General features: G+C 62.5%; 19 protein-coding genes. 11 read left to right on the forward strand and 8 right to left on the reverse strand.

The features are described 5' to 3' along the window. Positions 1–171 precede the first annotated feature (171 nt). Both serA and Pan216_RS22890 read left to right on the forward strand, forming a co-directional pair. Positions 172–1,791 carry a phosphoglycerate dehydrogenase gene (gene serA / locus Pan216_RS22885; protein WP_145261744.1) on the forward strand — a complete coding sequence of 540 codons (1,620 nt, stop codon included), beginning with the start codon at positions 172–174 and terminating at the stop codon, positions 1,789–1,791. A gap of 66 nt (positions 1,792–1,857) precedes the next feature. Continuing rightward, complete coding sequence (locus Pan216_RS22890; RefSeq protein ID WP_145261746.1) at positions 1,858–3,420, forward strand: M48 family metallopeptidase; 1,563 nt, start codon at positions 1,858–1,860, stop codon at positions 3,418–3,420. Here Pan216_RS22890 and Pan216_RS22895 read toward each other — a convergent pair. From Pan216_RS22895 to Pan216_RS22910, 4 genes are all read right to left on the reverse strand, one after another. Continuing rightward, positions 3,394–3,669 carry a hypothetical protein gene (locus tag Pan216_RS22895; RefSeq protein WP_145261748.1) on the reverse strand — a complete coding sequence of 92 codons (276 nt, stop codon included), beginning with the start codon at positions 3,667–3,669 and terminating at the stop codon, positions 3,394–3,396. The two genes, Pan216_RS22890 and Pan216_RS22895, sit on opposite strands and share 27 nt — an antisense overlap. An 85-nt stretch (positions 3,670–3,754) precedes the next feature. After that, positions 3,755–4,768, reverse strand: a complete 1,014-nt coding sequence (locus Pan216_RS22900) for a DUF1559 family PulG-like putative transporter (RefSeq protein ID WP_145261750.1) — start codon at positions 4,766–4,768, stop codon at positions 3,755–3,757. A gap of 93 nt (positions 4,769–4,861) precedes the next feature. Next, positions 4,862–5,287: a transthyretin-like family protein gene (locus Pan216_RS22905; protein WP_145261752.1), complete on the reverse strand. Its 426-nt coding sequence runs from the start codon at positions 5,285–5,287 to the stop codon at positions 4,862–4,864. Positions 5,288–5,634: 347 nt separating this feature from the next. Then, a complete protein-coding gene (locus Pan216_RS22910; protein ID WP_145261754.1) occupies positions 5,635–6,369 on the reverse strand; it encodes a chalcone isomerase family protein in 735 nt (244 codons plus the stop codon). A gap of 294 nt (positions 6,370–6,663) precedes the next feature. Here Pan216_RS22910 and Pan216_RS22915 point away from each other — a divergent pair, with 294 nt between their 5' ends. Together Pan216_RS22915 and Pan216_RS22920 are read left to right on the forward strand one after the other, a co-directional pair. Beyond that, on the forward strand, positions 6,664–7,365 hold the full coding sequence (locus Pan216_RS22915; RefSeq protein ID WP_419192875.1) for an RsmD family RNA methyltransferase: 702 nt from the start codon (positions 6,664–6,666) through the stop codon (positions 7,363–7,365). Then, positions 7,340–8,638, forward strand: coding sequence for a CCA tRNA nucleotidyltransferase (locus Pan216_RS22920; protein ID WP_419192876.1), 1,299 nt, complete (start codon positions 7,340–7,342; stop codon positions 8,636–8,638). Before Pan216_RS22915 ends, Pan216_RS22920 begins: the two co-directional genes overlap by 26 nt. A 33-nt stretch (positions 8,639–8,671) precedes the next feature. Here Pan216_RS22920 and Pan216_RS22925 read toward each other — a convergent pair whose 3' ends face one another. The 4 genes from Pan216_RS22925 to Pan216_RS22940 all read right to left on the reverse strand — a co-directional run bounded on the left by Pan216_RS22925 (position 8,672) and on the right by Pan216_RS22940 (position 15,336). Beyond that, the gene (locus tag Pan216_RS22925) at positions 8,672–9,637 is read right to left on the reverse strand and encodes a hypothetical protein (RefSeq protein WP_145261759.1); all 966 of its coding nucleotides are present in this window, start codon (positions 9,635–9,637) and stop codon (positions 8,672–8,674) included. Between the two features lie 460 nt (positions 9,638–10,097). Continuing rightward, entirely contained in the window at positions 10,098–13,004 is a 2,907-nt protein-coding gene (locus Pan216_RS22930) for a beta strand repeat-containing protein (RefSeq protein ID WP_145261760.1), read from the reverse strand. Positions 13,005–13,153: 149 nt separating this feature from the next. Continuing rightward, positions 13,154–13,609, reverse strand: a complete 456-nt coding sequence (locus tag Pan216_RS22935) for a hypothetical protein (protein ID WP_145261762.1) — start codon at positions 13,607–13,609, stop codon at positions 13,154–13,156. An 857-nt stretch (positions 13,610–14,466) separates the two neighbouring features. Continuing rightward, positions 14,467–15,336, reverse strand: coding sequence for a hypothetical protein (locus Pan216_RS22940; protein ID WP_145261764.1), 870 nt, complete (start codon positions 15,334–15,336; stop codon positions 14,467–14,469). Positions 15,337–15,723: 387 nt separating this feature from the next. On the opposite strand from Pan216_RS22940, the gene Pan216_RS22945 reads away from it, so the two are divergent. The 7 genes from Pan216_RS22945 (at position 15,724) to Pan216_RS22975 (ending at position 25,408) form a co-directional block, all read left to right on the forward strand. Beyond that, on the forward strand, positions 15,724–16,965 hold the full coding sequence (locus Pan216_RS22945) for a cupin domain-containing protein (protein ID WP_145261766.1): 1,242 nt from the start codon (positions 15,724–15,726) through the stop codon (positions 16,963–16,965). Between the two features lie 256 nt (positions 16,966–17,221). Further along, complete coding sequence (locus tag Pan216_RS22950) at positions 17,222–18,124, forward strand: sugar phosphate isomerase/epimerase family protein (RefSeq protein WP_419192877.1); 903 nt, start codon at positions 17,222–17,224, stop codon at positions 18,122–18,124. Between the two features lie 77 nt (positions 18,125–18,201). Further along, complete coding sequence (locus tag Pan216_RS22955; protein WP_145261770.1) at positions 18,202–19,356, forward strand: Gfo/Idh/MocA family protein; 1,155 nt, start codon at positions 18,202–18,204, stop codon at positions 19,354–19,356. Positions 19,357–19,596: 240 nt separating this feature from the next. Continuing rightward, positions 19,597–20,193 (forward strand): Uma2 family endonuclease, encoded by a 597-nt coding sequence (locus Pan216_RS22960; protein WP_145261772.1) that lies wholly within the window; start codon positions 19,597–19,599, stop codon positions 20,191–20,193. A gap of 56 nt (positions 20,194–20,249) precedes the next feature. Next, positions 20,250–20,846: a Uma2 family endonuclease gene (locus Pan216_RS22965; protein WP_419192878.1), complete on the forward strand. Its 597-nt coding sequence runs from the start codon at positions 20,250–20,252 to the stop codon at positions 20,844–20,846. Positions 20,847–20,891: 45 nt separating this feature from the next. Further along, positions 20,892–23,903: a DUF7133 domain-containing protein gene (locus Pan216_RS22970; protein ID WP_145261776.1), complete on the forward strand. Its 3,012-nt coding sequence runs from the start codon at positions 20,892–20,894 to the stop codon at positions 23,901–23,903. Positions 23,904–24,688: 785 nt separating this feature from the next. After that, positions 24,689–25,408, forward strand: a complete 720-nt coding sequence (locus Pan216_RS22975) for an aquaporin (RefSeq protein ID WP_145261778.1) — start codon at positions 24,689–24,691, stop codon at positions 25,406–25,408. Positions 25,409–25,473: the final 65 nt, after the last annotated feature.

Genomic DNA, 25,473 nt, shown 5'->3' on the forward strand with positions numbered 1-25,473 from the left:
ATCGAGACATCCATACGGAGCAACTCGACATTGCCGCGATAGTGGCTAACAAAGAGAGAACACACCGACAACGATCCGGAGCACATCGCGAGGGGGCCGCTAGCCTGACGCGAGTTCGGCGAACAAGTCGGGCGAAAACACGACGATCGCAACAAGCCAGGAACAACAGGGATGCATCGAGTATTGATTTCGGATCCGCTCGCGGAGGAAGGCCTTCGTATTCTCGAGGCCGCCGAGGGGATCGAGGTGGTCAACACCCCCGGCCTAAAGGGCGACGAGCTCAAGTCGGTCCTCGCGGAGTGTGATGGCGTCATCATCCGCAGTGGAACGACGATCACCGCCGATCTGCTCCAGCGGCCCTCGAAGCTCCGCGTTATCGTCCGAGCCGGCGCCGGCGTCGACAACATCGAGGTCCCCGCGGCGACCCGCGAGGGGATCGTCGTGATGAACACGCCCGGCGGCAACACGCTCAGCACCGCCGAGCACACGATCGCCCTGCTGCTTGCCTTGAGCCGCCACGTCCCCGCCGCCGACTTGAGTCTTCGCGAAGGGCGTTGGGATCGCAAGAAGTACACCGGGAGCCAACTCGCCGGCAAGACCCTCGGCGTCATCGGCCTCGGACGCGTCGGCCTGGCCGTCGCCAAACGGGCGATAGGCCTGGAAATGAACATCCTCGGCTACGATCCCTTCCTCTCCGCCGAGCGCGCCGCCGAACTCGGCATCGAGAGCGTCTCCGATCCGGAGGACATCTACCCCCGGGCCGACATCGTCACCGTCCACGTTCCCCTCGGCGAACAGACCAAGGGAATGGTCGGCAAGTCGCAGATGGCCAAGCTCCGCAAGGGAGCAGCGGTCATCAACTGCGCTCGCGGCGGCATCGTCGACGAGGACGCCCTGCTCGAGGCTCTCGAGTCGGGTCATCTCTCCGGCGCCGCCCTCGACGTCTACAGTTCCGAGCCCTGCACCGACTCGCCGCTGTTCAAACTTCCCAACGTCGTGGTGACGCCTCACCTGGGAGCCTCGACGCAGGAAGCCCAGCTCAACGTGGCGATCGAAGCGGCCAACCTGATCGTCAACTACTTGCAGAAGGGCAACATTCGCTTCGCCGTCAACATGGCGTCGCTGGAGCCCTCGGAGCTCGAGGAGGCCCGCCGTCACCTCGACATCTGCCGTCGGCTGGGTCTTTTCCAAGCCCAGCTCGCCAAGGGAGCGATCTCCAAGGCGACCATCACCTACCAGGGCGAAGCGGCCAAAAAGAAGACGAGCCTGCTAACGACCGCTTTCGCGATGGGATTGTTGGAGAACAGCCTCGAGGAAGAGGTCAACCTGATCAACGCCCGCGTCCTCGCCGAGGAACGCGGCATCACGATCGTCGAGAAGATCAGTTCCGAGCATAGCGACTTCGCGACTCTCGTACGGGTCGAGGTCGAATCCGATCAAGGGACGACGGTGCTAGCGGCCACGACGCGGGGACGCCAGTTCGTCCGTCTCGTCCGGATTGGCTCCTACCGCCTCGACTCGATCATGGACGGCACGATGGTCGTCTACGTCCACCAGGATAAGCCTGGCCTCATTGGGCTTGTCGGCACGGTGCTCGGCAAGCACGGCGTCAATATCGCCGGGATGACCGTCGGACGCGAAGTCGAAGGAGGCGAAGCGACTGGCATCTTGGCGGTCGACGGCGTTCCCTGCCCCGAAGCGCTCCAGGAGATTCGGGCCGACGATCGGATCTCCGCGGTCCATGTCGTCAAGTTGCCGGCCTGTGGCGAGATGCCGCCCTCGTTCGGCTGAGCGCCCGAGGCCGTTGGTCCGAGGCGAGTTCGAGTGCGGGTGTCGTGAGTTCCCCAGGCGTCGCCGATGAGTCTATCGTTCCTAGTCGCGCTTGCCGTCGCTTACGGGTTGCCGGCAGGCGATGTGGGAGAGCCACCTCGGTTCATCGCCCGAGCGGTCGCCGTCCTCGTCGGCGTCTCGGTCGTTACCTTGCTCGCTCGATGGATCACCTACTCGACCATCGAGCGGATGCGACTTAGCCCCCCCGCCTCGACGAGCCCCTACTCCCGCTACGCCGTGCTTCGCCGCTTCCACGGTTTCGTCTCCCTAGGCGTCTTCATCCTTATCCTCGAGCCGATCGGTTGGAATTCGCTCGTCCGTCATCACGGCGCCTGGGACGGCTGGATCTTCGTCGACGAGCTGCTCCTGCTGACCCCCTACCTCGGCGCCGAGTCGCTCTCGATCCTCTCCTTCTACCGCGTCGATCAGGAAGTGCTGCGAAGCGGAGCCCGACGGCGTCGCGCCCGTCCGAGCCACTCGCAACTGGGCTATCTCGACTTCCAGGCCCGCAATCAGTTCGGCGTCCTGTTGCTGACTAGCCTCTTCGCCACCGGACTCTACGACCTCGGCGAGCTGATCCTTCCGAGGAGCTGGCTCGAACACCCGGGACTCCAGATTCTCGGCACCAGTCTCATCGCGCTATCGGTGCTGATCGCGTCTCCGCTGATTCTGCGCGTCGTCTGGCGTGCGATCCCCCTGCCCGACGGCAGCCTCCGCCGAGAACTCGAGACCTTCGCGAGACAGGTCGGCTTTCGATTCGCCAACATCCTGGTTTGGCGAACGCGCGGGGGAATCGCTAATGCGGCCGTCACGGGCATGGTCCCCCAACTTCGCTACGTGCTGATGAGCGACGCGTTGCTCGACCACCTCTCCACCGAGGAACTCGAAGGGGTCTTCGGGCACGAAGTCGGCCACATTCGCCACCATCACCTCGCCTACTACTGTTTCTTCGTCATCGCCAGCATCCTCTTCATCTCGATGCTGGTCCCATGGCTCGATCTCATGACCCGCGTCGCGCTCGGCGATGCGCGTTGGTACGAACTACAGCAATGGGGATGGCGCGCCGGAGTCGAACTCGGCGTCCTCGTCCCCTACTTCGCGATCGTTTTCGGCTACCTATCCCAGCGTTTCGAGCGACAAGCCGACGTCTACGGCTGCCGGGCGGTGTCGGCCTCGCTGCGACGTCGCGCCAACACGCCGACGCCGGTCATGCTTCTGACGCCCCGAGGCACCAATGGGCATCCCGCCGGCTCGCAGTCGTTGGCGAAACAACACGCCGACGCCCGGCAGGCCGAGACGGAGAAGCTCGATGCCGTCCCGGTTCATCCCGATGGCGCGGAAGTCTTCATTCAGTCGCTGGAGAATGTCGCCAATCTTAACGGAGTGGCTCGGACGGCGTGGAGTTGGCGTCACGGCAGCATCGCCCAACGCGTGCGGTTTCTCGAGGAAGTGGCCAGCGATCCCGAACTCGCCGACCGGGACGATCACGCGGTCGCTCGACTCCGTTGGACCATCGCGACCGGGCTCTTGGTGGGGATGGGGACGCTCGCCGCGCTCGACTACCTATTCGTTGGAGGGATCGCCAGTTGAAGCATCGGCTTCCTGAGGCTCTCTCGTCTGGCGAGCCTCGCGTTCGAGCCGATCGCGTTCGTTCAAGTCCTGCCGATAGCCATAGAACATGATCAGCCAAAAAACGACGCCCACCGCCATGAGCGAAGTCGTCCGAGCGTTGAGAATGCCGACGGTGTAGTGGAGCGTCAGCATGACCGCCGAACCGATCGCGAGCACGACCATCAGCTTCATCGCGTAACGATACATGCGCTGGTCGATGTCGTTCATGCCGCGTCGCGCTCCCTTCGAACAGTTGGCCCGGACAACTTATTCTATGAAGTGTGATCGCGGACGGGCTCCATCCAACCCTCGCTCAGTAGTCCTCGATGATCTGACCGTCGCCGATCGCGATGAGTCGTTCGTAAGTGCTGTCGATCGCACTGCTCGGATCTTGGTCGATGTCCTCGGAGATGAAGGCGACCGACCCGTCGGCGAACAGGAAGTGGGCTCCTCCCGAATGCGGACTGCTAAAGCCCATGTCGCAGTCGGCTCCCAGGCAGTTGAGCGGGAACTGGCCCCCGGCGGTGACGTAGACCAATCCCTGATGGTCGCTGTTCTCCGAGTCGCCGTTGGTGCCGAAGACGACCGCGGCCCGGAGCTGCACGTTTCCGATCTGCCAGGCACGCTCACCAAAGACGAAGGTGTTGCTGAGCCCATCGGTGATATCTCGAATGGCGGTACACCGCGCGGTGTCGTTGGAAACGCTGGCGGTGTGACCGCGACCGATGACACCATCCCAGTTGTTGCGTTCGAGACCTCCATGATGGACCGAGCCGACGTAGTTCGACGTCGCGGTCTCGATGCAAGCGGTTGTGCTGTTGGTGCAGTCGGCATTGGCACTGCCACCATTGGGAAGCCGATGCCCGGTGTTGAGCTCGGGCCCACTGTCGCTTGGGCATCGAAAGAGGGAAAGCGGCTTCTGCATGAGGGCCAGCGTGGTGGGATTGGCCAATTGAACGTCGAGATCGACGTAGCCGACATTGAGCTTCTCGAAGAGGGGTGTTTGGTCGATGTAAGGGAGAATCGACGCCCCCCAGCCCCATGCCGACTCGCGGCCTTCGACCTGACCACCGTCGTTGTCTCGATCCCAGCCGTGGGCGTAGGGAAAGACGCCGTAGGCATCGACGTAGTTCGCGATCGCGACGCCGAACTGTCTTAGGTTGCTCCGGCACTGGGCTCGACGCGCGGCCTCGCGGGCCTGTTGCACCGCCGGCAGGAGAAGAGCAACCAGCACGCCGATGATGGCGATCACGACGAGTAACTCCACCAACGTGAAGGCCCAACGCCGCGCCGGCGTCCCATGATCTCTACCCAACCCGTTCTTCATCGACAGTTCCCCTCTCTTGGATGGTCTCGAACTCGGTGGCTCGCTCCCATGGAAATGAAGACGACGAGCAACACGCGACGCGTCGTCGGTCGGCTACTTCGACTGCAGCTCCAGGTCGATCGTGTTGCTTCCCGGTTTGACGTCGCGTTTGAGCGTCGTCTCCTCGTTGTACTTCGCGGGAACAAGCTCCGGCACGCCCTTGTCCGGGTTCGGTCGCCCGTCGTCGAGCGTTTCGCCCTGTTCGGGTGGCTTGCGGGTCGACACGGAAATCTTGTTCTCGCCCACCATCGCGCCCTGCTTGCCCGGTCCATAGACGAGTTCGTAGTGGCCCTCTTCGTTGGTCGTGGCCTGCGCGGGACGCCCCTTGATCGGTTTGAAGGTCACTTCGGCAGCGGGCAGCGGCTTCCCGTCGAGGGTGACGGTTCCCTCCACGCGGCCCAGTTCGGGACCGTCGCTCCCCCCACAACCAAGAGCTCCAAACAGCAGCACGCAAGATAGACCGGTTGCACAGCATCGCATCGCCGACGATGTCTCCTCGGTGTTTGGAAGAGTCGAATTGTCATCATGTTCGCGGCCCCTCCGTACCCCAATCGAAGGAGGAACCTGACTACGAGTATCACCTGAAATGTCGGCGGTCGCAACGAATTGATCACGGATGTTGACGGTTCGGCCCATTGGCCCCATGGCGGAGCGGCGTCGCCGGAACAATCGTCAATCGCGGCAGGGGAGTCAGGAAAGGGAAGAGCCGCGCCGGCAACCAGTGCGAGCACGACTCGTGAAGGGTGAGCTTTCGTCTGTCCAGACGACAGTCCGCACTGGCTGGCGAGCAGCCAGTGGCACTCGAAAAGAGGAAGGCGGACGCTCGATCACTTCATCTGCGTGTCGCCGGTGAGGCTGCTGACGAGGCCGAAACGCTCGGGGCCGGACTGCGGTCCGAACCAGATGCGCCACAGGGCGCGGACGAAGGGTACGTCCTCGAGGACCAGCGAGACATCCTCCGGCTCGTTGAAGCTGCTGTAGAGGCGGCCGCCGGGAAGCCAAGCGATGTAGACGATGTCGCCAGGCATCGAGCCGTTGGCAAACTGGGCGAGGAACTGGTCCATGTTCGGACGCAAGGGATCGAGATCGACGTCGGTGAAGCTGATCTCGATTTCCTCTTCGACCGCTTGGAAGATGTGCTTCCCGGGAAGAGGCTTGAGAAACTTCAACAACAACAGCTTGCGCTCGCCACTTTGGAACATCTCGTCGAGCATCGCCTCGGAATCGCCATCCTTCGGCGGATCGACGGCATAGCTCGCCAAGGCGTAGAGGTCGATCGACAGAACGAGAAGGTTCTTCGAGCGTGTCATCTGCCCGGTGTAGCGGGCGGTGAAGCTGTGATCGCCCGCCTCGATCTTCACCTCCTTGGGAAACCCGTCGGCCGTCTCTTCCGAGGGAATCACCTGCAGCGAGGTCGGGAACTCCGAGGGAGCGAACTCCAGTGGCTTGTTGTTGGCGACGCGCTCGAGAATCTCGGGCGGCGCGAAGAGATACTGATAAACTCCGAACCCGGCCAGCGCGACCAGACTCAATCCCAAGGCGAGATACTTTAGCGACTTCATGCTCACCACCGTTGAACTGGGTCGCGCCCGGAGCCCGGGAACCTCGATGGTCGAGGCCTCCCGCTCGTCAGGACACCGACTTGAACATCCAATGAATCCGTCGAGTCGTTCGAATCGCGCGGCCAGCCCTCCGGAGGCGACGGTCGGAAAGGCGTGCCGAAGAAGGATCAAGTTCCACCGAGGCGGTCGGCAAACCTGTTCCTATCATAGAACGTTCGCAGGGGATACTATGAAAACAAGGTGTGTCAAGCGGAGTCTGGGCCAGTCGGCCCGAACCAAAACGAGGAGGCGAGAGTGGGCGATCGTTTGCGAATCACGGGGGGAACCAGGCGAGGGCGAAAACTCTACTCGCCTCCCAGCAACACGATTCGCCCGGCGAGCGACTTCGTTCGCCAAGCCGTCTTCAATATGCTCGGCGACTGGGTGAACGGATGTACCTTCTATGACATCTTCGCCGGCACCGGCATCGTCGGCATGGAGGCCCTCAGTCGCGGGGCCCAGCGAGCGATCTACATTGAGAACGATCATCGGCAAATCTCCCTGATTCGCCGCAATCTCTCCCGAGCGGGGTTCGGCTCCGAAGCCCAAGTCCGGGCGGTCGACGCCCTCGTCTGGGGCAAGCACTTCGCTGCTGACTTGGAGCCGATGATCGTCTTCATCGGACCTCCCTACCCGCTCTTCGCCAGAGATCTTCCCGGCCTGTGGGAGTTGGTCGGCAACGTTCAGGCGAACCTGAAACCGGAAGATGTGCTCGTGTTGCAATTCCCCCGGACCATCGCCCCCGAGGATCTCCCCAGGGCCGAGGACTGGTACCGGGTCCGAAAGTACGGCAAGACGCGCATCGGGATCTGGGTCACCGGGGCGACCGGCGAAGAGGATCTCGATGCCGAGACCGACCACGACGGCTCGCCAGACGAGGAGCGGGCTCCCTCGACCAGTGAAGAACACGACCCAACGATTGACGAGGTGGATGACGCAACCCCCGAACAAGATTGACGCCACGTCGATCTTTCCCAGCGACCCCGATCAAATGGACGACGATCAAGCCTTCGCGTGCTGGGTCGTTCAGCGTTTGCGAGACGCGGGCCACGTCGCCCTTCTCGCCGGCGGCTGCGTGCGCGACTTGCTGCTCGGTAACACGCCGAAGGACTACGACGTCGCCACCAGCGCCCACCCCAAGCAGGTTCAGCGGCTCTTTCGACGAACGATCGCCGTCGGCGTCAGCTTCGGGGTTATCCGCGTCCTCGGCCGCGACAACCGTATCGTTGAGGTCGCGACCTTCCGCGCCGACCTCGGCTATTCCGATGGACGCCATCCCGATGGGGTCCGCTTCACCGATCCTCGCGAGGATGCCCTGCGGCGCGATTTCACCATCAACGGCATGTTCCTCGATCCTCTCTCCAATGAGGTTCACGACTTCGTCGGCGGCGTCGACGATCTGCGTGCTGGCGTCATTCGCGCCATCGGCGACGCGCCGACGCGCTTCGAGGAGGACAAGCTGCGTCTGCTACGCGCGGTGCGTTTCGCGGCCCGGTTCTCCTTCAACGTCGAGGAAGCGACTGCCCGAGCGGTCCGGGCGATGGCTGGGCAACTCAACGTTGTCAGCCCCGAACGCATCCTCGCGGAACTGCGCCTGCTGCTAACGGCCCGCTCGCGCCGACAAGGGGCCGGGATGCTCCGCGACCTTTGCCTATGGGATCACGCGTTGCCGGAACTGGGGGCAGTGGCGACCGACGAGGGTCGCTGGGAGACGACTTGCCGCCTGCTCGACCATTGGCACGAATCGATCTCCCTACCCCTGTGCCTCGCGGCCCTCTCCGCGACGATGCCCCAGGTCGACGCCCGAAAGCTGGTCGAACCTTTCTTTGAACGGCTGCATGGCCCCAACGACGAGCGCGACCGCACGGCTTGGCTCACCACGCACCGCGACGGCTTCGACAACGCGCGCGGGGAACGACCGGCGAGGCTCAAGCGGCTGATGGCGCACGTCGGTGGGGAGGAACTTCTCGAACTGGCGGAGGCACGCGCCGAGGCGGGGTTGGCCGATGACGTGGAGATCACCCACGCGCGCCGGCTTCGCGATCGGTGGACCGATGAGGAAGTCGATCCGGCGCCTCTCCTGAAGGGCCACGATCTGATCAAGGCGGGCATCCAGCCCGGGCCGCGGATGGGCGAACTGCTCGAACGCATTCGCGATGAGCAGCTCGATGGAACGATTGGCACTCGGGACGAGGCGTTGGCCTATCTCAAGACGATCAAGGCAGACTAGCAACGACTCCGTCCCGAGATCTCCGAGCGGCCGCTACAGCTCTTCGAAGAACTGATCGATGAGCCCTTCTTCCGACGCGGCCTCGAGCGACAACCCGACCCAGCGTCCCGCGATCCCGACATCCCCCGCGACCCCAAAGCCGATATTGGGCTGACTTCCCGAGGAGATCGAGAAGGTCGACGTGTCGACGCGGAAGACCGCCCGCTGATCGAGGCCGTTGTCGTCCTCGACCCATTCGCCGGCAATCTGCATATCGCCGGTCGTCCCGAAGACGGTCGGCTCCGGATTGAAGAACTCGGTGATGGAGTGGTTGCCCGCTGGCAGGGTCGAGATGTCGACATCCGCCAAGTCGAGCGTCCCTTGGGCTCCGAAGCCAATCTGATCGGCCGCGTAGTCCGAGCGGAAGCTTCCGACCGCGGGCGGATCGGTCGGGTTCCCCGTCGACGACGGGTTGCCGAAGACGATGTTGTGGATCGCGCCCAAGGTGATCTCGCCGGTCTGACCAGCGGAGATCGCCGGCAGTCCAATCGTCACGTAGGTCGCGTCGGCGTTGCGGTAAAGGCCGAGGCCGTCGATTCCGTCCCCGCTCCAGTCCCCCGCGAAGACGACTTCATCCCCATTGCCGATCTGAGGCGTGGTGACGAACGCGTTCGGATCGAACTGATTGATCGGGCTGGTGTTGATGATAAAGAAGCCCGGTTCGGTCGGGCTGATGTCGCGATAGACCGCGACGTTGGGAACTCCGTCGCCGGTAAAGTCTCCGACAAAGCCCTGATCGCCGACACTGCCGAAGCCGATGCTGAAGACCTGATTGGCGTCGAACTCGAAGACGTTGCTGGTGTTGAAAACGAACTCGGCGGCCGAGGGGCGGTAGAGCCCGATGCCGTCGAGCGCGAAGCCCCCCGAGACCGAGGCGGTGACATCGGCCGCGCCCGCGTCGACTGGATCGACGTCGAGTTGCGGCCCAAGGCCCGTGGCGGGAACACAGCGATCCTCCAACCCTTCCACCCATAGCGTATCACCAACAGCTCGACCGACGGTTGGCGCGGATGCGGCCCCACGGAGCGAGCGTCCAGTGGAGCAAGACTTGGGGTGTGACCAAAATCGCATGGGAACTCCAGTTGTTTCGAGGTGAACGACCGCAATCTAGGGGCGGAGCACGAACGATCTTCCGCTATTTATCTTATTCCTTGAGGCGACGAGACGCGGACTGTCGTCGATCCATCGCGAACGCGCGGTCGTGAAACCGGTCTGTCCGAACGACCACGATTCGCGTGGCACAAGAAGGAACCGCCCCATTGAGCGAGAACACGCACTCCTTATTCAAATGCTTATAATCCAGTATGCTTGAATCAACCGAGGAGCCAGGACAGCTCCCCAATGGGTGGCACTGGCTGCTGGTCAGCCAGCGAGAAGTGATCGTGGGTGCACCACCCGAAATCGAGCGTTTGACGCAGCACTACACAACTTCTTCCTCAAAGAATGAGTCAATCAGGCTCTCGGTCGCGGGAACGACCGGCGAGGTCACGCTGGCCCAGTTGCCCACGATGCCGACATCGCCAATCACGCCGAAGACAATGTTCGGCTGACTCCCCGACGAGATCGAGAACGTCGCGGCGGCGCTGCGGTAGAGCCCTCGCTGGTCGAGCCCGTTTTCATCGCCGGTGTAGTTGCCGCTGAGTTGCTGATCGCCGGTCGTGCCGAAGAAGGTCGGCGTGGGATTGAAGAACTCCGAGATCGAATAGTTCCCCTCCGGCAACGTCGCGATGTCCACATCCGCCAGGTCGAGTGTCCCCTGAGCCCCGAAGCCGATCTGGTCGGCGGCGTAGGAGGCGTTGAACTTGCCCACCGCCGGGGGATCGGTCGGGTTCTCCGGGGAGGAGGGGTTGCCGAAGACGATACTGCGGATCGCGCCCAAGCCGATCTCTCCCGTTCGCCCAGGAAGAATCGACGGCAAGCCGATCGTCACGTACGTCGCGTTGGAGTTGCGGTAGAAGCCGACGCCGTCGATGCCGTCCCCGCTCCAGTCGCCCGCGAAGGGAACTTCATCCCCGTTGCCGATCAAGGGCGTAGTGACGTAGGCATCCGGGTCGAAGTCGGTGATCGGGCTCGTGTTGATGATGAAGAAGCCCGGATCGCTCGGGCCGTTGTCGCGATAGACCGCGACGTTGGGAATCCCGTCTCCGGTAAAGTCACCGACGAAGCCCTGATCGCCGACGCTGCCGAAACCGATCGTGAAGAACTGCTCGGGCACGAAGTTGAAGACATCGCTGGTGTTGAAGACGAACTCCGCCGCGGAGGGCCGATAAAGCCCGATGCCGTCGATGGTGGTCGAGGGGCCGACGGCGACCACTTCGAGGCTGACCGTCGTCGCGGTTGTCGTCACTTGGAACGTGACTCCATCCGCGCTGATCTGATTCGACCCGTCGAGGTTCGAGAAGGTCCCGGTGATCGAGCCGGCCGTCAGGATCGTGAAGGTCGCGCCTACCGAGGGGGCATTGCCCTGGACCGCGAGAAGAAGCTCCGCACCGGTGATATCGAAGGCGGCTGATGTCGTGATCGGGTTGGCGACGCTCGTCGAGGCGATCGTCGCGTTGACCGCGCCGACATCGTAGCTCCCAGTGCCCGCGACGCTGGTCGCGCCGCCGGCGTCGATTCCGGCGGCAACAATCGCGACGCCACCGGTGGAAATCGTCCCCTGCCCGGTCAAGGGATCGGTCGTCATCAGACCAAGCGGCGTGCCGAGACTCGTGGTGAAGGTGCTCTGCCCCGTGCCGAGATCGACGGTGGTGTCGACGAGCGCGATGTTGTCGGCGACGACGCTCGCACTCTTGCCGCCGGTGAGGGTCAAATCATCGACGACGCCGAGCGACAGCGATCCCTCGACGACGACAGCGAGTTCCCCGGCGATCGTCCCCCAGAAGGAGAGGTCGCTCTGGTTGTGAATCGAGACCGGCGAGTTGGCGTCGGTCTGGGTCACCTTGAGCTGGGTGAACTGGTTGACGTTGGTGTCAAGCATCTCGATCCCGCCCCCCGCGGAGATCGAGGCGAGTCCGGCGACCGTGAAGTCATTGTTGAGATTGAGTTCGACACTTCCCTCCGCGCCGACAGTCAAATCGCCTTGGATCTCCAGGTCGCTCGCGTTGACGAAGAAGAGATCGCCCTTGGTGAAGACATCGATGTTGTTGATCGTGTCGGAACCACCGAACGCGCTGCTGACGATGAAGTTGACAACACCAGAGTCAAAATCGTTGTTGGGGTTGTTGAGGATGATGTCCCCGCCAGGCTGAACCGAGACGGAGACCCCATGGGGAACCGTGGCCGCTTCGTTGGTGACGTTGATGGCCCCCGTCTGCGAGATGTTCATCGCGGAGAGGATGAGGTCGCCGCCGTTGGTCGTCACGTTGCCGAGGATCAGATCGGAATTCGGCGTGTTGAACGCGGCCTCCGCGATCACGCCGTCGACATTGACCGGTCCGCCGAACTTGGTGCCACTATTGTTGAACCCGATCCCTCCGCCCAAGTCGGTCTCGGTCATGAACGTCGAGTTGCCGGCGACGACGACATTCCCACTGTCTCCAATGTCGACACCGGCTGTCACGTCGAGGTTGCCGCTGATGGTCGAATCGCCGAGAAAGACCTCGTGTTGGTTCAAATCGCCGATGCTCACCAATTCGACATCGTTGGCGATGATCTTGAGGTCGGTAGCGAATTCGTTCAAGTCGGCATCGAGCAACAGATCCCCCGTCGTCCCGAGGTCGAACGTCGAAACGGTCCCCTCGAACAACGCTGCCGGGAACAGGATCAACTTGCCGTTGCCACTTTGCGTCACGTCGACGTCCGGGGCGAGGACGCTCAGGTCCTGCGTCATCGTGAATTCTTCGGTGTTGGTGATCGCCGTGCCGCTGGTGAGCGTGATGTCGAGGGACGAGTCGAACGCGACAAGCTCCGTCGCTTGACCGAAGGTGAAGGTGTTGGCGCTGGCGCCATTGACCACGACGTCAGTGATGTCGGTCTCGTTGTTGGCGAACTTGAGGACCGACTCGCCATTGCCGACCGCGACGTCGGTCACGTCCGTTCCGGTAAAGGTCGCTGCGTTGAGTGTCAACAGAGCGCCGTCGTCGGCTTGACCGGTTCCGGTTGTCGAAAGCGTGACCGACTCGCCCGCCACCAGGTCGACCGTCAGCGTGGTGCCATTGACCGCGAAGGTCGCCGGCACGATCCGATCGTCGAGCGATTCAAGCTCGACGGCGGCGCGTCGAAACGAGTCGCCCCCAACATCCTGGCCGCGCGCGGCGCCGACGAAAAACCTCTTCAAAGACGACAACGGACTGATCGCCCGGCTAGCGAGAAAACGCAACGGCATGGCTTGATGCTCACTGTGCGAGAAGGTGCGGTGGTCGTCGGTTCCCGGAAACGCTGGGGGCGCGTCGTGACCCACGACCACGAGACAGACCCGGGGCCAGGGTAGATGCTCGGGTCTGTCGCATCAAGCAGAATGAAGTGGAACAGGCGTTACTCGTTCTCTTTGCTGTCCTCTTTCTCGCTCTTATCCGGAGACTTTCGCCTCGTTCGCGATCGACGGGATTTCGACTTCTTTTTCAGCCCGAGTGCTTCCAAGTCGACCGGTTCCTCGCGATAGATCGTCACCGAACGCGCGATGCCGGTGTCGATGTCGACTTCGACCGCGACCCGGTCGTCAGGATCGCTGTACTTCACGTCGGGGCCGAGGTTGATCTGAACGTTTCGGAGAACGCCCTCTTTGCTGCGGTCGAGCCCCACCTCGAAGACCTTGCCCGCCGAGGGGAACTCGTATTTTCGCTTGATCGTTCCGTTGGGCCCTCGGTCCTCCGTGAAGAAATAGCGGGTGCGAACGCTGCCGTCCGCTCGGATCTTCAAGGGGTCGGTCTGGATGATGGTGCCGCCGATCACCACGGGTAGCGTCTGCGTCCCCCGTTTCGTCTCACGCATGTGATAGCTCGGTCGGACGCTCCCGTTTCGACGCGGGCTATAGTCGACGATCACTCGCCCCTTTTCGAAGACAAGGTCGGGGGACACCCTTCCTTCAACTTCAGCATGCGCCCCTTCGACCAACACCTTCTCGGTCGGCTGCGCCAGGATCCTCAGGCGAGTGAGGTCATTGGCCGGGACCGATGTCTTCCCATCCTCGTTGGTGATGACGATGCCCCGCGGGCCGACCTCGACTAGCCTTCCGAACACCCTTCGCGAGGGACCAGTTCCCTGCTCCCGCTCCTGCTGTTGTCGGGATCGAGACCTCCCCTGTCCGAAAACGGCTCCCGGTGCCAACAGATGCCAAGCGGCCAAGCTAAGTGTCAGCCAAACGCCCACGCTCGACGTCACGCGCCCCATTACCATCATGGTCCCCTCGTCGCGACTTGTTGCGGATTGCCCCCCTAGCGGTCCGTTGATTTGAGCGGACCAAGGCGAGAACGAGCCATGTTGGCCAAGATCAAGGAGAACAAACGCAGGCGAATCCGTAGATTCGTCGAGGTTTTTAAGCGCCGAGATCGGCCGAAAGGGCCGTTCGCAGCCGGCAGCGAATAAATCAACGGCCTGCTAGGTGTCCGGATTGGCAAGTTTGTTCCACCAAGTCTCGGCCCTCAGATCACGCGGAGGATTGCCCAATCATACGCGTTTCCCGCATGCCCACGGTGAGCGAGGGCATGGCATCCAAGAGTCCTTTAGTCAATGAAATCACCAATCAGGACACGAGCCCGACGCCATGGTATCCTCTCGGAGCCCTCGATTCAAAGGCTCCCCTTTCGGCTCGCCCCGTCGTGACTCAATCGCGTCCGAACGGATTGCAGCTAGTTATCCTTCGCGTCGCTTTCCTCCTCCGACTTCGGCGTGGACTTCGACTTCGATGGTCGCGTCGAGCGCGTTCGCGATCGACGGGATTTCGACTTCTTTTTCAGCCCGAGTGCTTCCAAGTCGACCGGTTCCTCGCGATAGATCGTCACCGAACGCGCGATGCCGGTGTCCGCATCGACGCGCGCGACGACGTGGTCGTCGGGCTTGCTGAACTGCGAGTTGGGCCCCAGGTCGACGTAGACGTTCTCGAACTTTCCCTTCTCGTCGCGCTCGAGTTCCACGGCAAACGTCTTGCCGATCGAGGGGAAGTCGTAAGTGCGGTTGATGACGTTGTCCTGTCCGACATCCTCCGCGAAGTAGTATCGCGTCCTGATACTGTTGTTCGCCTTGATTCGAAGCGGGTCGGTTCCGAGGATCGTTCCGACGATCACGACCGGGATCGTTCCCTCGGCGCGGCTCGCCTTGCGCATGTAGTAGGAACCACCAGAGGTACGTACCCGTCGACGCGTCCCGTAGTCGATCATCACTTGCGCGTCGCGGATGACGTAGTCCGGGGTGACGTCGCCACTGACCTCGGCGGTCGCTCCCTTGACGAGCATCTCCTCCGTCGGCAACCCGAGCACTCGTAACTCCGTGTTGCGATCGGCGGGAACGGAGGTCGTGCCAAAGCCATCGCTCGGCTTGAGAACGACTCCCCGCGATCCGACCTCGACGAGCGTCCCGCGAACGAGCCGCGTCGGCCCTTCTTGCCGCTGCCTGCTCGATCGGTTCTGGCCGCGGGCCGTCGTTGTGCCCCACGCGCCCAGCGCCACCAATCCGAGTAAGAGCGACAGCACTTGGCGTGATCTCCTCCAAAGCTTCGTCATCGCAGCTTCCCCTCGAGAATGTGGTCGTCCCTAGATCGGTCCCCTGGGCAATTTGGCCAGCACCATGGTACCCGCTTTGTCCAGAGAACAAAACAGGTCGTGCTTTCCATAGAAAGCGCTTTCGTTGGATCGGTGTGTTTCGGCACGCTCCCGAGTCACTCGGCGAGCGCAAGAGATGCCGCCCGGCGCGACCGCGCCGCGACCGCTCGCCGATCCCACAGGGGCTGGGAACCCAGGGAACCGAATGCGACCCAGATCAAGCAACGTCACCCGCCGAGGGGTTCGGCGCGGTGATTCGGAAATCCCATTTGCTTTGGCTCTGATCCACGCTTACCATCGCACCCATCCACAAGCCAACATGGGTGAATCAAAGGAAAAAGACGACGAATGCCCATCGAACGTACGATTGACAACAGCGCCGATTTCATGAACGCGGCGATCGAAGCCGGCGAAGGAATCCTGCGTCTGGCTCCCTGCTGGGTTCCCCGCTCCTTCCTGATGCCCGGCAAGCGAATCAAGCTCCATCCCGATGACTACTACGCCATGGGAGCCCATCGCGGCGGCATCGACGAGCGCTGGTTCGCCTCGACCACCGAAGCGGCCAACGACAACCGCGAGCCCGATGAAGGACTCAGCTACGTCGTCCACGAGGGAAAGCAGTTCACCCTTCGCGACGCCGTCGCCGCCCACGGTAGCAAGCTGATCGGATCGCGCCTCTGGGATGCCTATGCCAAGTGGCCGGTCTACAGCAAGTTCTTCGACAACATGGGGCCGATCCCACACCACATGCATCAGAGCAAAGAGCAAGCGGCCAAGGTCGGCCAAGAAGGGAAGCCCGAGTCCTACTACTTCCCGCCCCAGCTCAACGCGATCGGCAACAACTTCCCGCACACCTATTTCGGCCTCGAGCCGGGCACGACCAAGGAAGATGTCCGTCGCTGCCTCGAACGCTGGAACGAGGGCGACAACGGCATCCTCGATCTCTCGAAGGCCTATCGCCTCAAGCCCGGCACCGGCTGGCTCGTGCCGCCCTGCGTCCTTCACGCGCCCGGTTCGCTGGTCACTTACGAGCCGCAGTGGGGCTCGGACGTCTTCGGCATGTACCAGTCGATGGTCGAGGGCCGCTACGTGCCGTGGGACCTGCTCGTCAAGGACGTTCCTGCCGAGCACCATCGCGATCTCGACTACATCGTCGAGCAGCTCGATTGGGAAGGGAACGTCAATCCGAACTTCAAGGATTCGCACTACCTCGAGCCGATTCCGGTCGCCGACACGGCCGCCGACGGCTACGTCGATCGCTGGATCGTCTACGGACGCATCAAGGGCGAGCAGCTCTTCAGCGCCAAGGAGCTGACGATCGATCCGGGGACCAAGTGCACGATCACCGACGGCGGGGCGTACGGCTTGATCACCGTTCAGGGCAAGGGCCGCATCGGCAACTTGGCTCTCGAGTCCCCCTCGATGATTCGCTACGGCGAGTTGACCGAGGACGAGGTCTTCGTCTCCGAGGCCGCCGCCCAAGCGGGCGTCACCTTTGAGAACACGGGAGCCGGCCCGATGGTCATGCTCCGCTACTTCGGCCCCGAAGCTCAGCCGAAGGCTCCGAACGTCGGCGACTTCAAGAAGTAAGTAGGGCGTGGCGGAAGTCGAAAGCAGAGTCGGCCCGTGGCCCATGGCCCAAATTGCTCCCCCTTGTCCAAGGAGAGCGGAATAGATTGCTCCCCCTTGTCCAAGGGGGAGTTAGAGGGGGTCTTCTCCTGCTTCCCTCTTCGAGGACTGTAACGTGGAGGAACAATCCGGCCTCCCATCATCCCCTCCTTGGACAAGGGGGAGCACCAGAGAATCATCAGTTAGCAGCACCTAAGAAAGCGGAAGGAAACAGATCGTGGCGAAGAAGACCTCCATCGGCACCTGGGCCTATAGCGTCGGCCCGTACGAGAACAATCCCGTTCCCTTCGACGACGTGATCTCGAAGCTCAAAGCGCTCGGCTTCGACGGGTTGGAACTCGGGGCCTTTCCGCCGCATCCCAACCCCGACACCCTCACCGACGAGGCCTCGCGGGCCGAGGTCCGCTCGAAGATGGCCGACGCGGGCTTGGAGTTCTCGGGCCTCGCGCCGAATCTCTGGATGCACAAGATCGTCGACACCGACGACTTGAAGCCCTACTACGACGAACTCGACAAGAACATCAAGTTCGCGAAGGACTTGGGCATCACGATGTTCCGCGTCGACAGTCTCGATGAGCCGGACGTCGTTGAGAAGGTCGGTGCGGAGAAGACCCTCGACAAGGTGGTCTCGGTCTTCAAGGAAGTCGCCAAACGCTGCGGCGACGAGGGATTGACGGTCTGCTGGGAGTTCGAGCCCGGCTTCTGCATGAACAAGCCGTCGGAGATCCTTCAGGTCGTCGAGCAAGTCGACGCCCCGAACTTCGGCGTCCTCTACGATACCTGCCACGCCAACATGGTCGCGAAAGTCGGCTCGCGTCAGCCTGGCGAGAAAGAGACCCTCCCCGGCGGCGCCTTGGAACTGCTCGAAAAGCTCAAGGGGAAGATCACCCACGTCCATCTCATCGACTCCGACGACACGCTGCATCACGACGAGACCAGCAGCCACCCGCCCTTCGGCGAAGGCAACCTCGACTTCGACGCGCTGATGCCCCCGATCATGGATTGCGGCTTGAAGCACGACTGGTGGGTCGTCGATCTTTGCTTCTGGCCGGGCGCTTGGGAAGCGACCGAGAAGTGCAAGAAGTTCCTGGATGAGCAGCGCGTCAAGTACGGCCAGTAATCGGCGCGAAATGACGCCACTTTTGATCAAAACGGACGGAATATTGACCCAACTCTGAGCGAAATGAAGGCAAAACGATGCCAAAACCACTCAATATCGGGATGATCGGCTACGGCTTCATGGGCCGGACCCATTCCAACGCGTACCGCAAGGTCAACAACTTCTTCGACCTCGGCCACAAGCCGGTCCTCAAGGCCTGCTGTGCTCGCAGCGAGGACAAAGCCAAGGCATTCGCCGATCAATGGGGCTATGAGTCGATCGAGACCGATTGGCGCAAGCTCATTGAGCGTAAGGACATCGACGTCATCGACATCGGCAGTCCCAACAACACGCACTTCGAGATCGCGACCGCGGCCGCCGAAGCCGGCAAGATGATCCTCTGCGAAAAGCCGCTGGCGATGAATGTCGCCGAAGCCCAAAAGATGGTCGAAACCGTCAAAAAAGCGGGTGTTCCGAACATGGTTTGGTTCAATTACCGCCGTGTTCCCGCCATTTCATTGGCGAAACAGATCGTCGACGAGGGCCGCATCGGCCGGCCCTTCCACTACCGGGCGACTTACTTGCAGGACTGGACCATCGCCGAGGACGTCCCCCAGGGCGGCGCGGCTCTTTGGCGTCTTGATGCAGCCGTTGCGGGATCGGGCGTGACGGGTGACCTCTTGGCTCACTCGATCGACACGGCCTACTGGCTCAACGGTCCGATCACCGAGGTCACCGCCGCGACCGAGACCTTCGTCAAGGAACGCGTCCACCAGGAGACCGGCAAGAAGGAAGCGGTCAAGATCGACGACGCGTGCATGTTCCTCGCGAAGTTCGCCAACGGCTCGATCGGCACCTTCGAATCGACCCGCTACGCCCGCGGCCGCAAGAACTACAACACCTTCGAGCTCGACGGCGAGGCCGGTTCGGTCTTCTTCAACCTCGAGGATCCGCAGCTCTTGAGCTTCTTCGAGTACCGCAACCCGGAGGGCCAGAAGACTCCGAGCCACCTCACCGGCTGGCGCGACATCCACGTCACCAACTCCGAACATCCCTACATGGACAAGTGGTGGGTGCCCGGCTGCACCATCGGCTATGAGCACACCTTCATCAACGCGCTGGCCGACTTCATCGGCGGCTTGGACAAGGGCGAACCGGTCAAGCCCGACTTCGAGGACGCACTCTACACGCAGAAAGTCTGCGACGCCGTCCTCGAGTCCGCCAAAGACGGCCAGTGGAAGAAGATCGGCTGAGCCGCCCCCTCGTCGAAGGGCTACAATCCAAACGCTCCCCCTTTTCCAAGGGGGAGAAAGAGGGGGTCTCCCGCGTCAATCCCCCAGAGGCGAGCAACGCGAGAGTCTCCCCTCCCCCTTCTCTTCATCTCCTCTCATCCGCCGACCCGCACGGCAACTCCCCCTGGACTAGCCCTCAAATCTCTTGAGCGCATCGGTTAGTCTAGAACGGAGTGACGACTACCCGTTTGGAGCGACAGCATGGCCCTAGCCTCCCAACTGACTCCGCAGGTCGAAGATCCGCAGCCACGCAGATGGACCTGTGACGAATACCAACAGATGGCGGAGCTGGGTCTCTTCGAGAACCAGCGAGTCCAGCTCATCGATGGAGAAATCCTGAAAATGTCACCACACGGGAAACGGCACGCGGAAGCAATCACCAGCGTCACGTTCGTTCTCGTGAACATCTTCCAGAAAGGGCAGGTGCGGATCCAATTACCGTTGACGTTCGCGGACGATTGCTCCCCTGAACCAGATGCCGCCATCGTCGATCTACGTGAGCAACAACGATCAGCGGAACATCCGACCACGGCACTGCTTGTCGTCGAAGTCAGCGACAAGACGCTCGCGTACGATCGCCGGGAGAAGGCCAGCCTTTATGCCCGCGCGGGAATCCCCGACTATTGGGTGCTGAATCTCCTCGACAACAAGCTCGAAATCCACCGCGAGCCCGTCGCCGACGCGGATCATCCCTTCGGCCATCGCTATGCGAAGACGACGATCCTCGAGAAGAAGGACGAGGTCGCTCCCCTTGCCGCGCCAGAGATTCCCCTCGCGGTCGCCGATCTGTTGCCTTGATCGCGGTTCAACCCGAAAATGAACGAGGTGCCACAGACACGTTCGGAGCGAGCCCCTTGAGCACAACCATCGACATCTCGACAACGGCGACCGAACCGGAGGTCCGACGGTGGACGCGTGAGGAATACCACCAGATGGCGGATCTAGGTCTCTTCGAGAACCAGCGCGTCCAGCTCATCGACGGAGTGATCCTGCGTATGTCACCCCACGGAGCACGTCATGCCGCGGCAATCCGGCTCGCAGTCTATACCTTGGAAGAGGTCTTCGGCCGAGGGTCGGTCACCACGCAACTACCCATCGCTCTGGCGGAAGACTGTGAGCCCGAACCAGACGTTGCCGTCATCCCCGGCACCATTCGCGAATACACCTCAAAGCTTCCGACCACCGCCCACTTCGTCTTGGAAGCCAGCGCCTCAACGCTCGCGTACGATCGCCGGGAGAAGGCCGGCCTTTATGCCCGCGCGGGAATCCCCGACTATTGGGTGCTGAATCTCCTCGACAACAAGCTCGAAATCCACCGCGAGCCCATCGCCGACGCGGATCATCCCTTCGGCCATCGCTATGCGAAGACGACGATCCTCGAAAAGAAGGATCTGGTCGCTCCGCTTGCCGCGCCAGAGACTCCCATCGCGGTGAAGGACTTGTTACCCTAGAGCCCTCTTGGGAACCGAACCCGCCTCGATGGAGTCTCCACGTTCATGCTCATCCCCGCCCTGCTCGTCTGCCTCCTCGTCGGCGAAGACCAATCGGAACAACTCGGATTGCGACTTCCCAAGGGTTTCGAAGCGATCGAAGTCGCGGGAAGCGACTTGGCCAACGACATCTACGCCCTCACCCTCGATCCCAAGGGCCGCGTCGTCGTCGCCGGCCGAGGCTACATCCGCATCTTGAGCGATGATGACGGCGATGGCGTTGCCGACCGAGCCATTCCCTTCTCCGATGTCCCCAAGAACGGCGCGATGGGCCTCCTCTGGGAAGGGGATTCGCTCTACGCGATGGGCGATGCGGGCTTGATCCGCTTCACCGACAAGGACGGCAACGACAAAGCCGACGGCCCCCCCGAACTGATCTTTCCCTTCAAGACCGGCGGCGAACACTCCGCGCACGCGATCCAGCGCGGTCCCGACGGCTGGCTCTATGTCCTGGTCGGCAACCATTCCGGCATTCCGAAGAAAGCGTCCAGCTCCGAGAAATCGCCCATCACCAAGCCACTCGCGGGAGCGGTGATTCGTCTCTCGCCCGATTTCTCCCAAGCCGAGATCGTCGCCGACGGCTTCCGCAACGCCTACGACATGGACTTCACGCCCGCTGGCGACCTCTTCGTCTACGACTCGGACAACGAACGCTGCGTTTCGCTACCCTGGTACGCCGGCACGCGTCTCTACCACGTCGTGCCCGGCGGGCACTACAGTTGGCAATCGCCCGAACGGGCCGAGACCTGGCGTCCGCCGGTGGAGTACTTCGACGAGTTGCCCCCGGTGTGCGATCTCGGCCGCGGCTCGCCGACCGGCGTCGTCACCTACCGCAACAGTCAGTTTCCCGAGAAGTACCACGATGGGATCTTCCTGCTCGACTGGACCTTTGGCCGAATCTACTTCATCCCGCTCCAACAAGACCACGCCAGCTACAAGTCCGAGCCCGAAGTCTTCGTCGAGCCGACAGGCAGCGCCGGATTCGCCCCCACCGATGGCGCCGTCCATCCCGAAACGGGCGACCTCATCGTCTCGATCGGCGGCCGCGGCACGCGCGGCGCGGTCTATCGCATTCGTTGGACAGGTGATGCAACCACGAGCGACATCGGACCACGACCCCTAGCGAATAACCAACCGCTCGATTGGTCGGAGGACCGCAAGAAGCGACTCCTCGAGCTAGCGGAAGCCAACAACCCGGTCAAACGACGGCTCGCCCTCGAAGCGATGCGGCGCTTCCGCGACAAGTTCTCCGACCAACAAGTCGCCGGCGCCATCGCCACCAGCTGGTCCTCGCCCGATCCGTTTCTGAGACATGCGGTCGTTCGGCTGCTCGAATCACTTCCGGTCGAGAAGTGGCCGGCACATTTGCCGAAGAACCCCAGCGATCGGGCCGCGTGCCTCTTGCTGCGGGGACTCACGCCGGGCGACGCGGTCCCCTCCTCCCTCGCCGGCATGTTGGGACTAGCGACCAAAGAGAACTCGGCCCCCTTAGTCGCGGCGGCGACGGACCTCTTTCTGCGAACCAGCGATCCGCTCGCGAAACGCGAAGCCCTCCGGCTCGTCCAACTCGGCGTCGGCGACCAGATGGACCCGAGTCTCAAGGGAACCGTTTGGGAAGGATACTCTCGCCGTGAAAAGCCGCCCGTCCCGCCGGAGCCAATCGCCCGGCTGGTGAAGGCCTATCCGACGGGAGACGCCTATCTCGACCAAGAGCTGGCTCGGCTCTTCGGCATGCTGGAAATTGAGGACGCGGGCCTCCTCGATCCGATGCTCGCCAAGATCACTTCCGACTCCGATCCGCTTGACGACATCCACACGCTGATTTGTCTGGCTCGACTGCCGAGCAAGCGGACAACCAGACAGACCGAGCGAACCGCGGCGGCTCTCCTGAACGTCGGCATCAAACTTGACGACCAGCAGGCCAACCGCGATCGCAACTGGTGGCGGCGTATTCAGGAACTCATCGAGGGCATGGCCGACCGCGATCCCTCGCTCCCCAAGGCCCTCGTGAGCCATCCGCTCTTCGGGCGCCCCGATCACCTCGTCTTCACGCGCTCGCCGGTGATCGACCGGGCCAGCGCCGCGTCGCGCTATCTCGACGACATCAACAGGGACGACTTCAACGACGAGGACTGGACCGCGGAACTGATCGATTTGCTCGGCGAGTTACCTTCGGAGAAGGTCGTGCCGCTGCTTCGGGATCGCTGGGGCGAGTTGGGCTTGGAGGAGGCCTCGACGCCGATCCTCGCGCGGGAGCCGGCGGAAGAGGACCGCGAGCGGCTCCGCGAAGTGATCGGTTTCGGGTCGCCCTCGACGATTCGTCTCGCGGCCGGGGCACTCGAGAAGCTCGGCCTACAAGAGGATCCCGAATCGGTCGCCGCGCTGGTCGTCGCCCTTGGGCAATTGGGGCGTGAGAAGGAGGTCGAGCCCGCTCGCAAGGATCTCGGCAAGCGTCTCGCGAAGGTTTCGGGCAAGGAACACGGCACCGACGTCGAGGCCTGGCGGAAGTGGTTTCAAGCGACTCATCCCGACCAAGCGGCCCTCATTCAGGGACGCTCGTCTCTCGATTGGCCGGCATGGCAAGAGCGTTTCGCGGCGATCGACTGGTCCAAGGGAGACGCCGAGCGGGGCGCGCAAGTCTTCCGACAATCAAAGTGTCTCGCGTGCCACAGCGGCGCGAGAGCCTTGGGGCCGGATCTCGCGGGAGCGGCCGGCCGATTCTCACGAGAAGACTTGCTTCGGGCGATCGTCGACCCGCATCGCGACATCTCCGATCGCTACCGCACGACGATGGTCGCCACCGCCGACGGCGAGATCATCCAGGGCATGATCATCTACCAGTCCGCCGACGGCATGATTCTGCAGACCGGCCCCAACGAGGTCAAACGGGTCAACAGCGACCAGATCGAAACCAAGCGGCGCGGCACGAAATCTCTCATGCCCACCGGCCTGCTCGACCGCCTCAACGACGACCAGATCGCCGACTTGATCGCGTATCTGACGTCGCTGAAGAAGTAGTACCCCGAAGCGGGTTCTCGCCGAGCTCGGCGCTGGGCCCATGGCGAAAGCATCGTCTGGGCCTATGCCGAAGGCATTGTCTGGGCCTATGCCGAAGGCATTGTCTGGGCCTATGCCGAAGGCATTGTCTAGTGAAGCCCAGGGTCGCGCAGCGCACCCTGGGTATCCCGCCGCCGAGCCCCCAGAACCCCGAAGCGGGTTCTCCAACATGCCGAGGGAGACGAGGTTCATCGTCATCGGTTCAACCCTTTGACAACGGCCGCATCTTGCCCCTTTTAGAAAACGCCTACGGCGTTTGGGAATTGGTCCCATTCGTTACCCAGGGTGCGCTGCGCGACCCTGGGCTTCACTAGACAACGGCGTTGCCGTTGACGAACCTGGAGCGACCAAGCACCCCCAAAGTGCGCTGCGCGACCCTGGGCTTCACTAGACAACGGCGTTGCCGTTGACGAACCTGGAGCGACCAAGCATCCCCAAAGTGCGTTGCGCGACCCTGGGCTACATTGGACTACGGCGTTGCCGTTGAAGAACCTGGAAGGATGTTCGGATCGACCTGGCCGTTGGTGGTGGCGCCATCACGGGGCGCTGTTGGTACCGTCAACCACGTGGAACTCGGCGCTGTCGTCATTTGTGGCCAAACGATCGTGGAGCCGAGTGAACGAAAAGTCATCACTCGTCGCTCGCGATGTCATTTCTCCCGAAGAGGAAAAGAAGTGTTGTCTCCTCGTGAGATTACCTCTACGACGAAGCGATGGTAACGGACTGTTCGTTGGAATGGATGACCCATGCTGTTTGCCGAGGCTGTCGCGACCTTCACGATCGTCTGGTCATCGTTGATGTTGACCTTCGCGAAAGTCGATCCACTCGCCCATGCGCTGGGGCTCGGGGGAATCACGGCGGCGGCACTGCTGGCGAGCATTCGGAGAAGCCCAGGCCTGGCGAATCCCGCGGTCACGATCGCGCTGGCGGCGATTGGCCGACTCGGGCCGTTGAGGCTGCTGCTGTTGGTCGGCGTCCAAGTCCTCGCGTCGATCGCCGCGGCAGCCCTCTCCTACGGGTTCTTCCTGCCGGAGATCCTCTACCGGGACCGCTTCGGAGCTCCGATGTGGGGTGACTACGCCGGGCCCTTTCAAGCGACGTTGCTCGAGATGTTCCTCGGCGCCCTGTTCATGTGGACGCTCTTGACCGCCAGCGGGTCGGAGGCTCCGTCCCCTCTGCCCGGCCAGGTGTGGCGACGGCCGAGGTTGGTGGCGCTGGTCGCGGGCGCGATGACCGCGGGGTTTTGGCTCCTGGGCCGGCCGGTCGGTGGCTGCATCGCCAACCCGGCGCTGGCGATCGGACCGGCGGTGGCGGGCCGGTTCTGGGACGGGCAGTTCATCTACTGGATCGGGTCTCTCCTAGGGACAATCCCGGCGGCGATTCTAGCAAACGTCCTCTATCGACCCGCGCTATCGGAAAAGGGCTCACAAGACGCACCATCTTCGAGAACCGACCGTTCGGAATGAGTTGGCTGTTCTTGGCCGATCGGGGGGTTCTCGTAAGAATGGGCGCACGCCCGTAATCACCGTCT

Source organism: Kolteria novifilia (assembly GCA_007748055.1).
Classification (GTDB): Bacteria; Planctomycetota; Planctomycetia; order Kolteriales; family Kolteriaceae; genus Kolteria; species Kolteria novifilia.

Excerpts from the sequence above, each read along its gene's own strand:
- serA (WP_145261744.1), top strand. The coding sequence starts at position 172 with ATGCATCGAGTATTGATTTCGGATCCGCTCGCGGAGGAAGGCCTTCGT.
- Pan216_RS22890 (WP_145261746.1), top strand. The coding sequence starts at position 1,858 with ATGAGTCTATCGTTCCTAGTCGCGCTTGCCGTCGCTTACGGGTTGCCG.
- Pan216_RS22895 (WP_145261748.1), bottom strand. The coding sequence starts at position 3,669 with ATGAACGACATCGACCAGCGCATGTATCGTTACGCGATGAAGCTGATG.
- Pan216_RS22900 (WP_145261750.1), bottom strand. The coding sequence starts at position 4,768 with ATGAAGAACGGGTTGGGTAGAGATCATGGGACGCCGGCGCGGCGTTGG.
- Pan216_RS22905 (WP_145261752.1), bottom strand. The coding sequence starts at position 5,287 with ATGCGATGCTGTGCAACCGGTCTATCTTGCGTGCTGCTGTTTGGAGCT.
- Pan216_RS22910 (WP_145261754.1), bottom strand. The coding sequence starts at position 6,369 with ATGAAGTCGCTAAAGTATCTCGCCTTGGGATTGAGTCTGGTCGCGCTG.
- Pan216_RS22920 (WP_419192876.1), top strand. The coding sequence starts at position 7,340 with ATGACGCAACCCCCGAACAAGATTGACGCCACGTCGATCTTTCCCAGC.
- Pan216_RS22930 (WP_145261760.1), bottom strand. The coding sequence starts at position 13,004 with ATGCCGTTGCGTTTTCTCGCTAGCCGGGCGATCAGTCCGTTGTCGTCT.
- Pan216_RS22935 (WP_145261762.1), bottom strand. The coding sequence starts at position 13,609 with ATGCGTGAGACGAAACGGGGGACGCAGACGCTACCCGTGGTGATCGGC.
- Pan216_RS22940 (WP_145261764.1), bottom strand. The coding sequence starts at position 15,336 with ATGACGAAGCTTTGGAGGAGATCACGCCAAGTGCTGTCGCTCTTACTC.
- Pan216_RS22945 (WP_145261766.1), top strand. The coding sequence starts at position 15,724 with ATGCCCATCGAACGTACGATTGACAACAGCGCCGATTTCATGAACGCG.
- Pan216_RS22955 (WP_145261770.1), top strand. The coding sequence starts at position 18,202 with ATGCCAAAACCACTCAATATCGGGATGATCGGCTACGGCTTCATGGGC.
- Pan216_RS22960 (WP_145261772.1), top strand. The coding sequence starts at position 19,597 with ATGGCCCTAGCCTCCCAACTGACTCCGCAGGTCGAAGATCCGCAGCCA.
- Pan216_RS22970 (WP_145261776.1), top strand. The coding sequence starts at position 20,892 with ATGCTCATCCCCGCCCTGCTCGTCTGCCTCCTCGTCGGCGAAGACCAA.
- Pan216_RS22975 (WP_145261778.1), top strand. The coding sequence starts at position 24,689 with ATGCTGTTTGCCGAGGCTGTCGCGACCTTCACGATCGTCTGGTCATCG.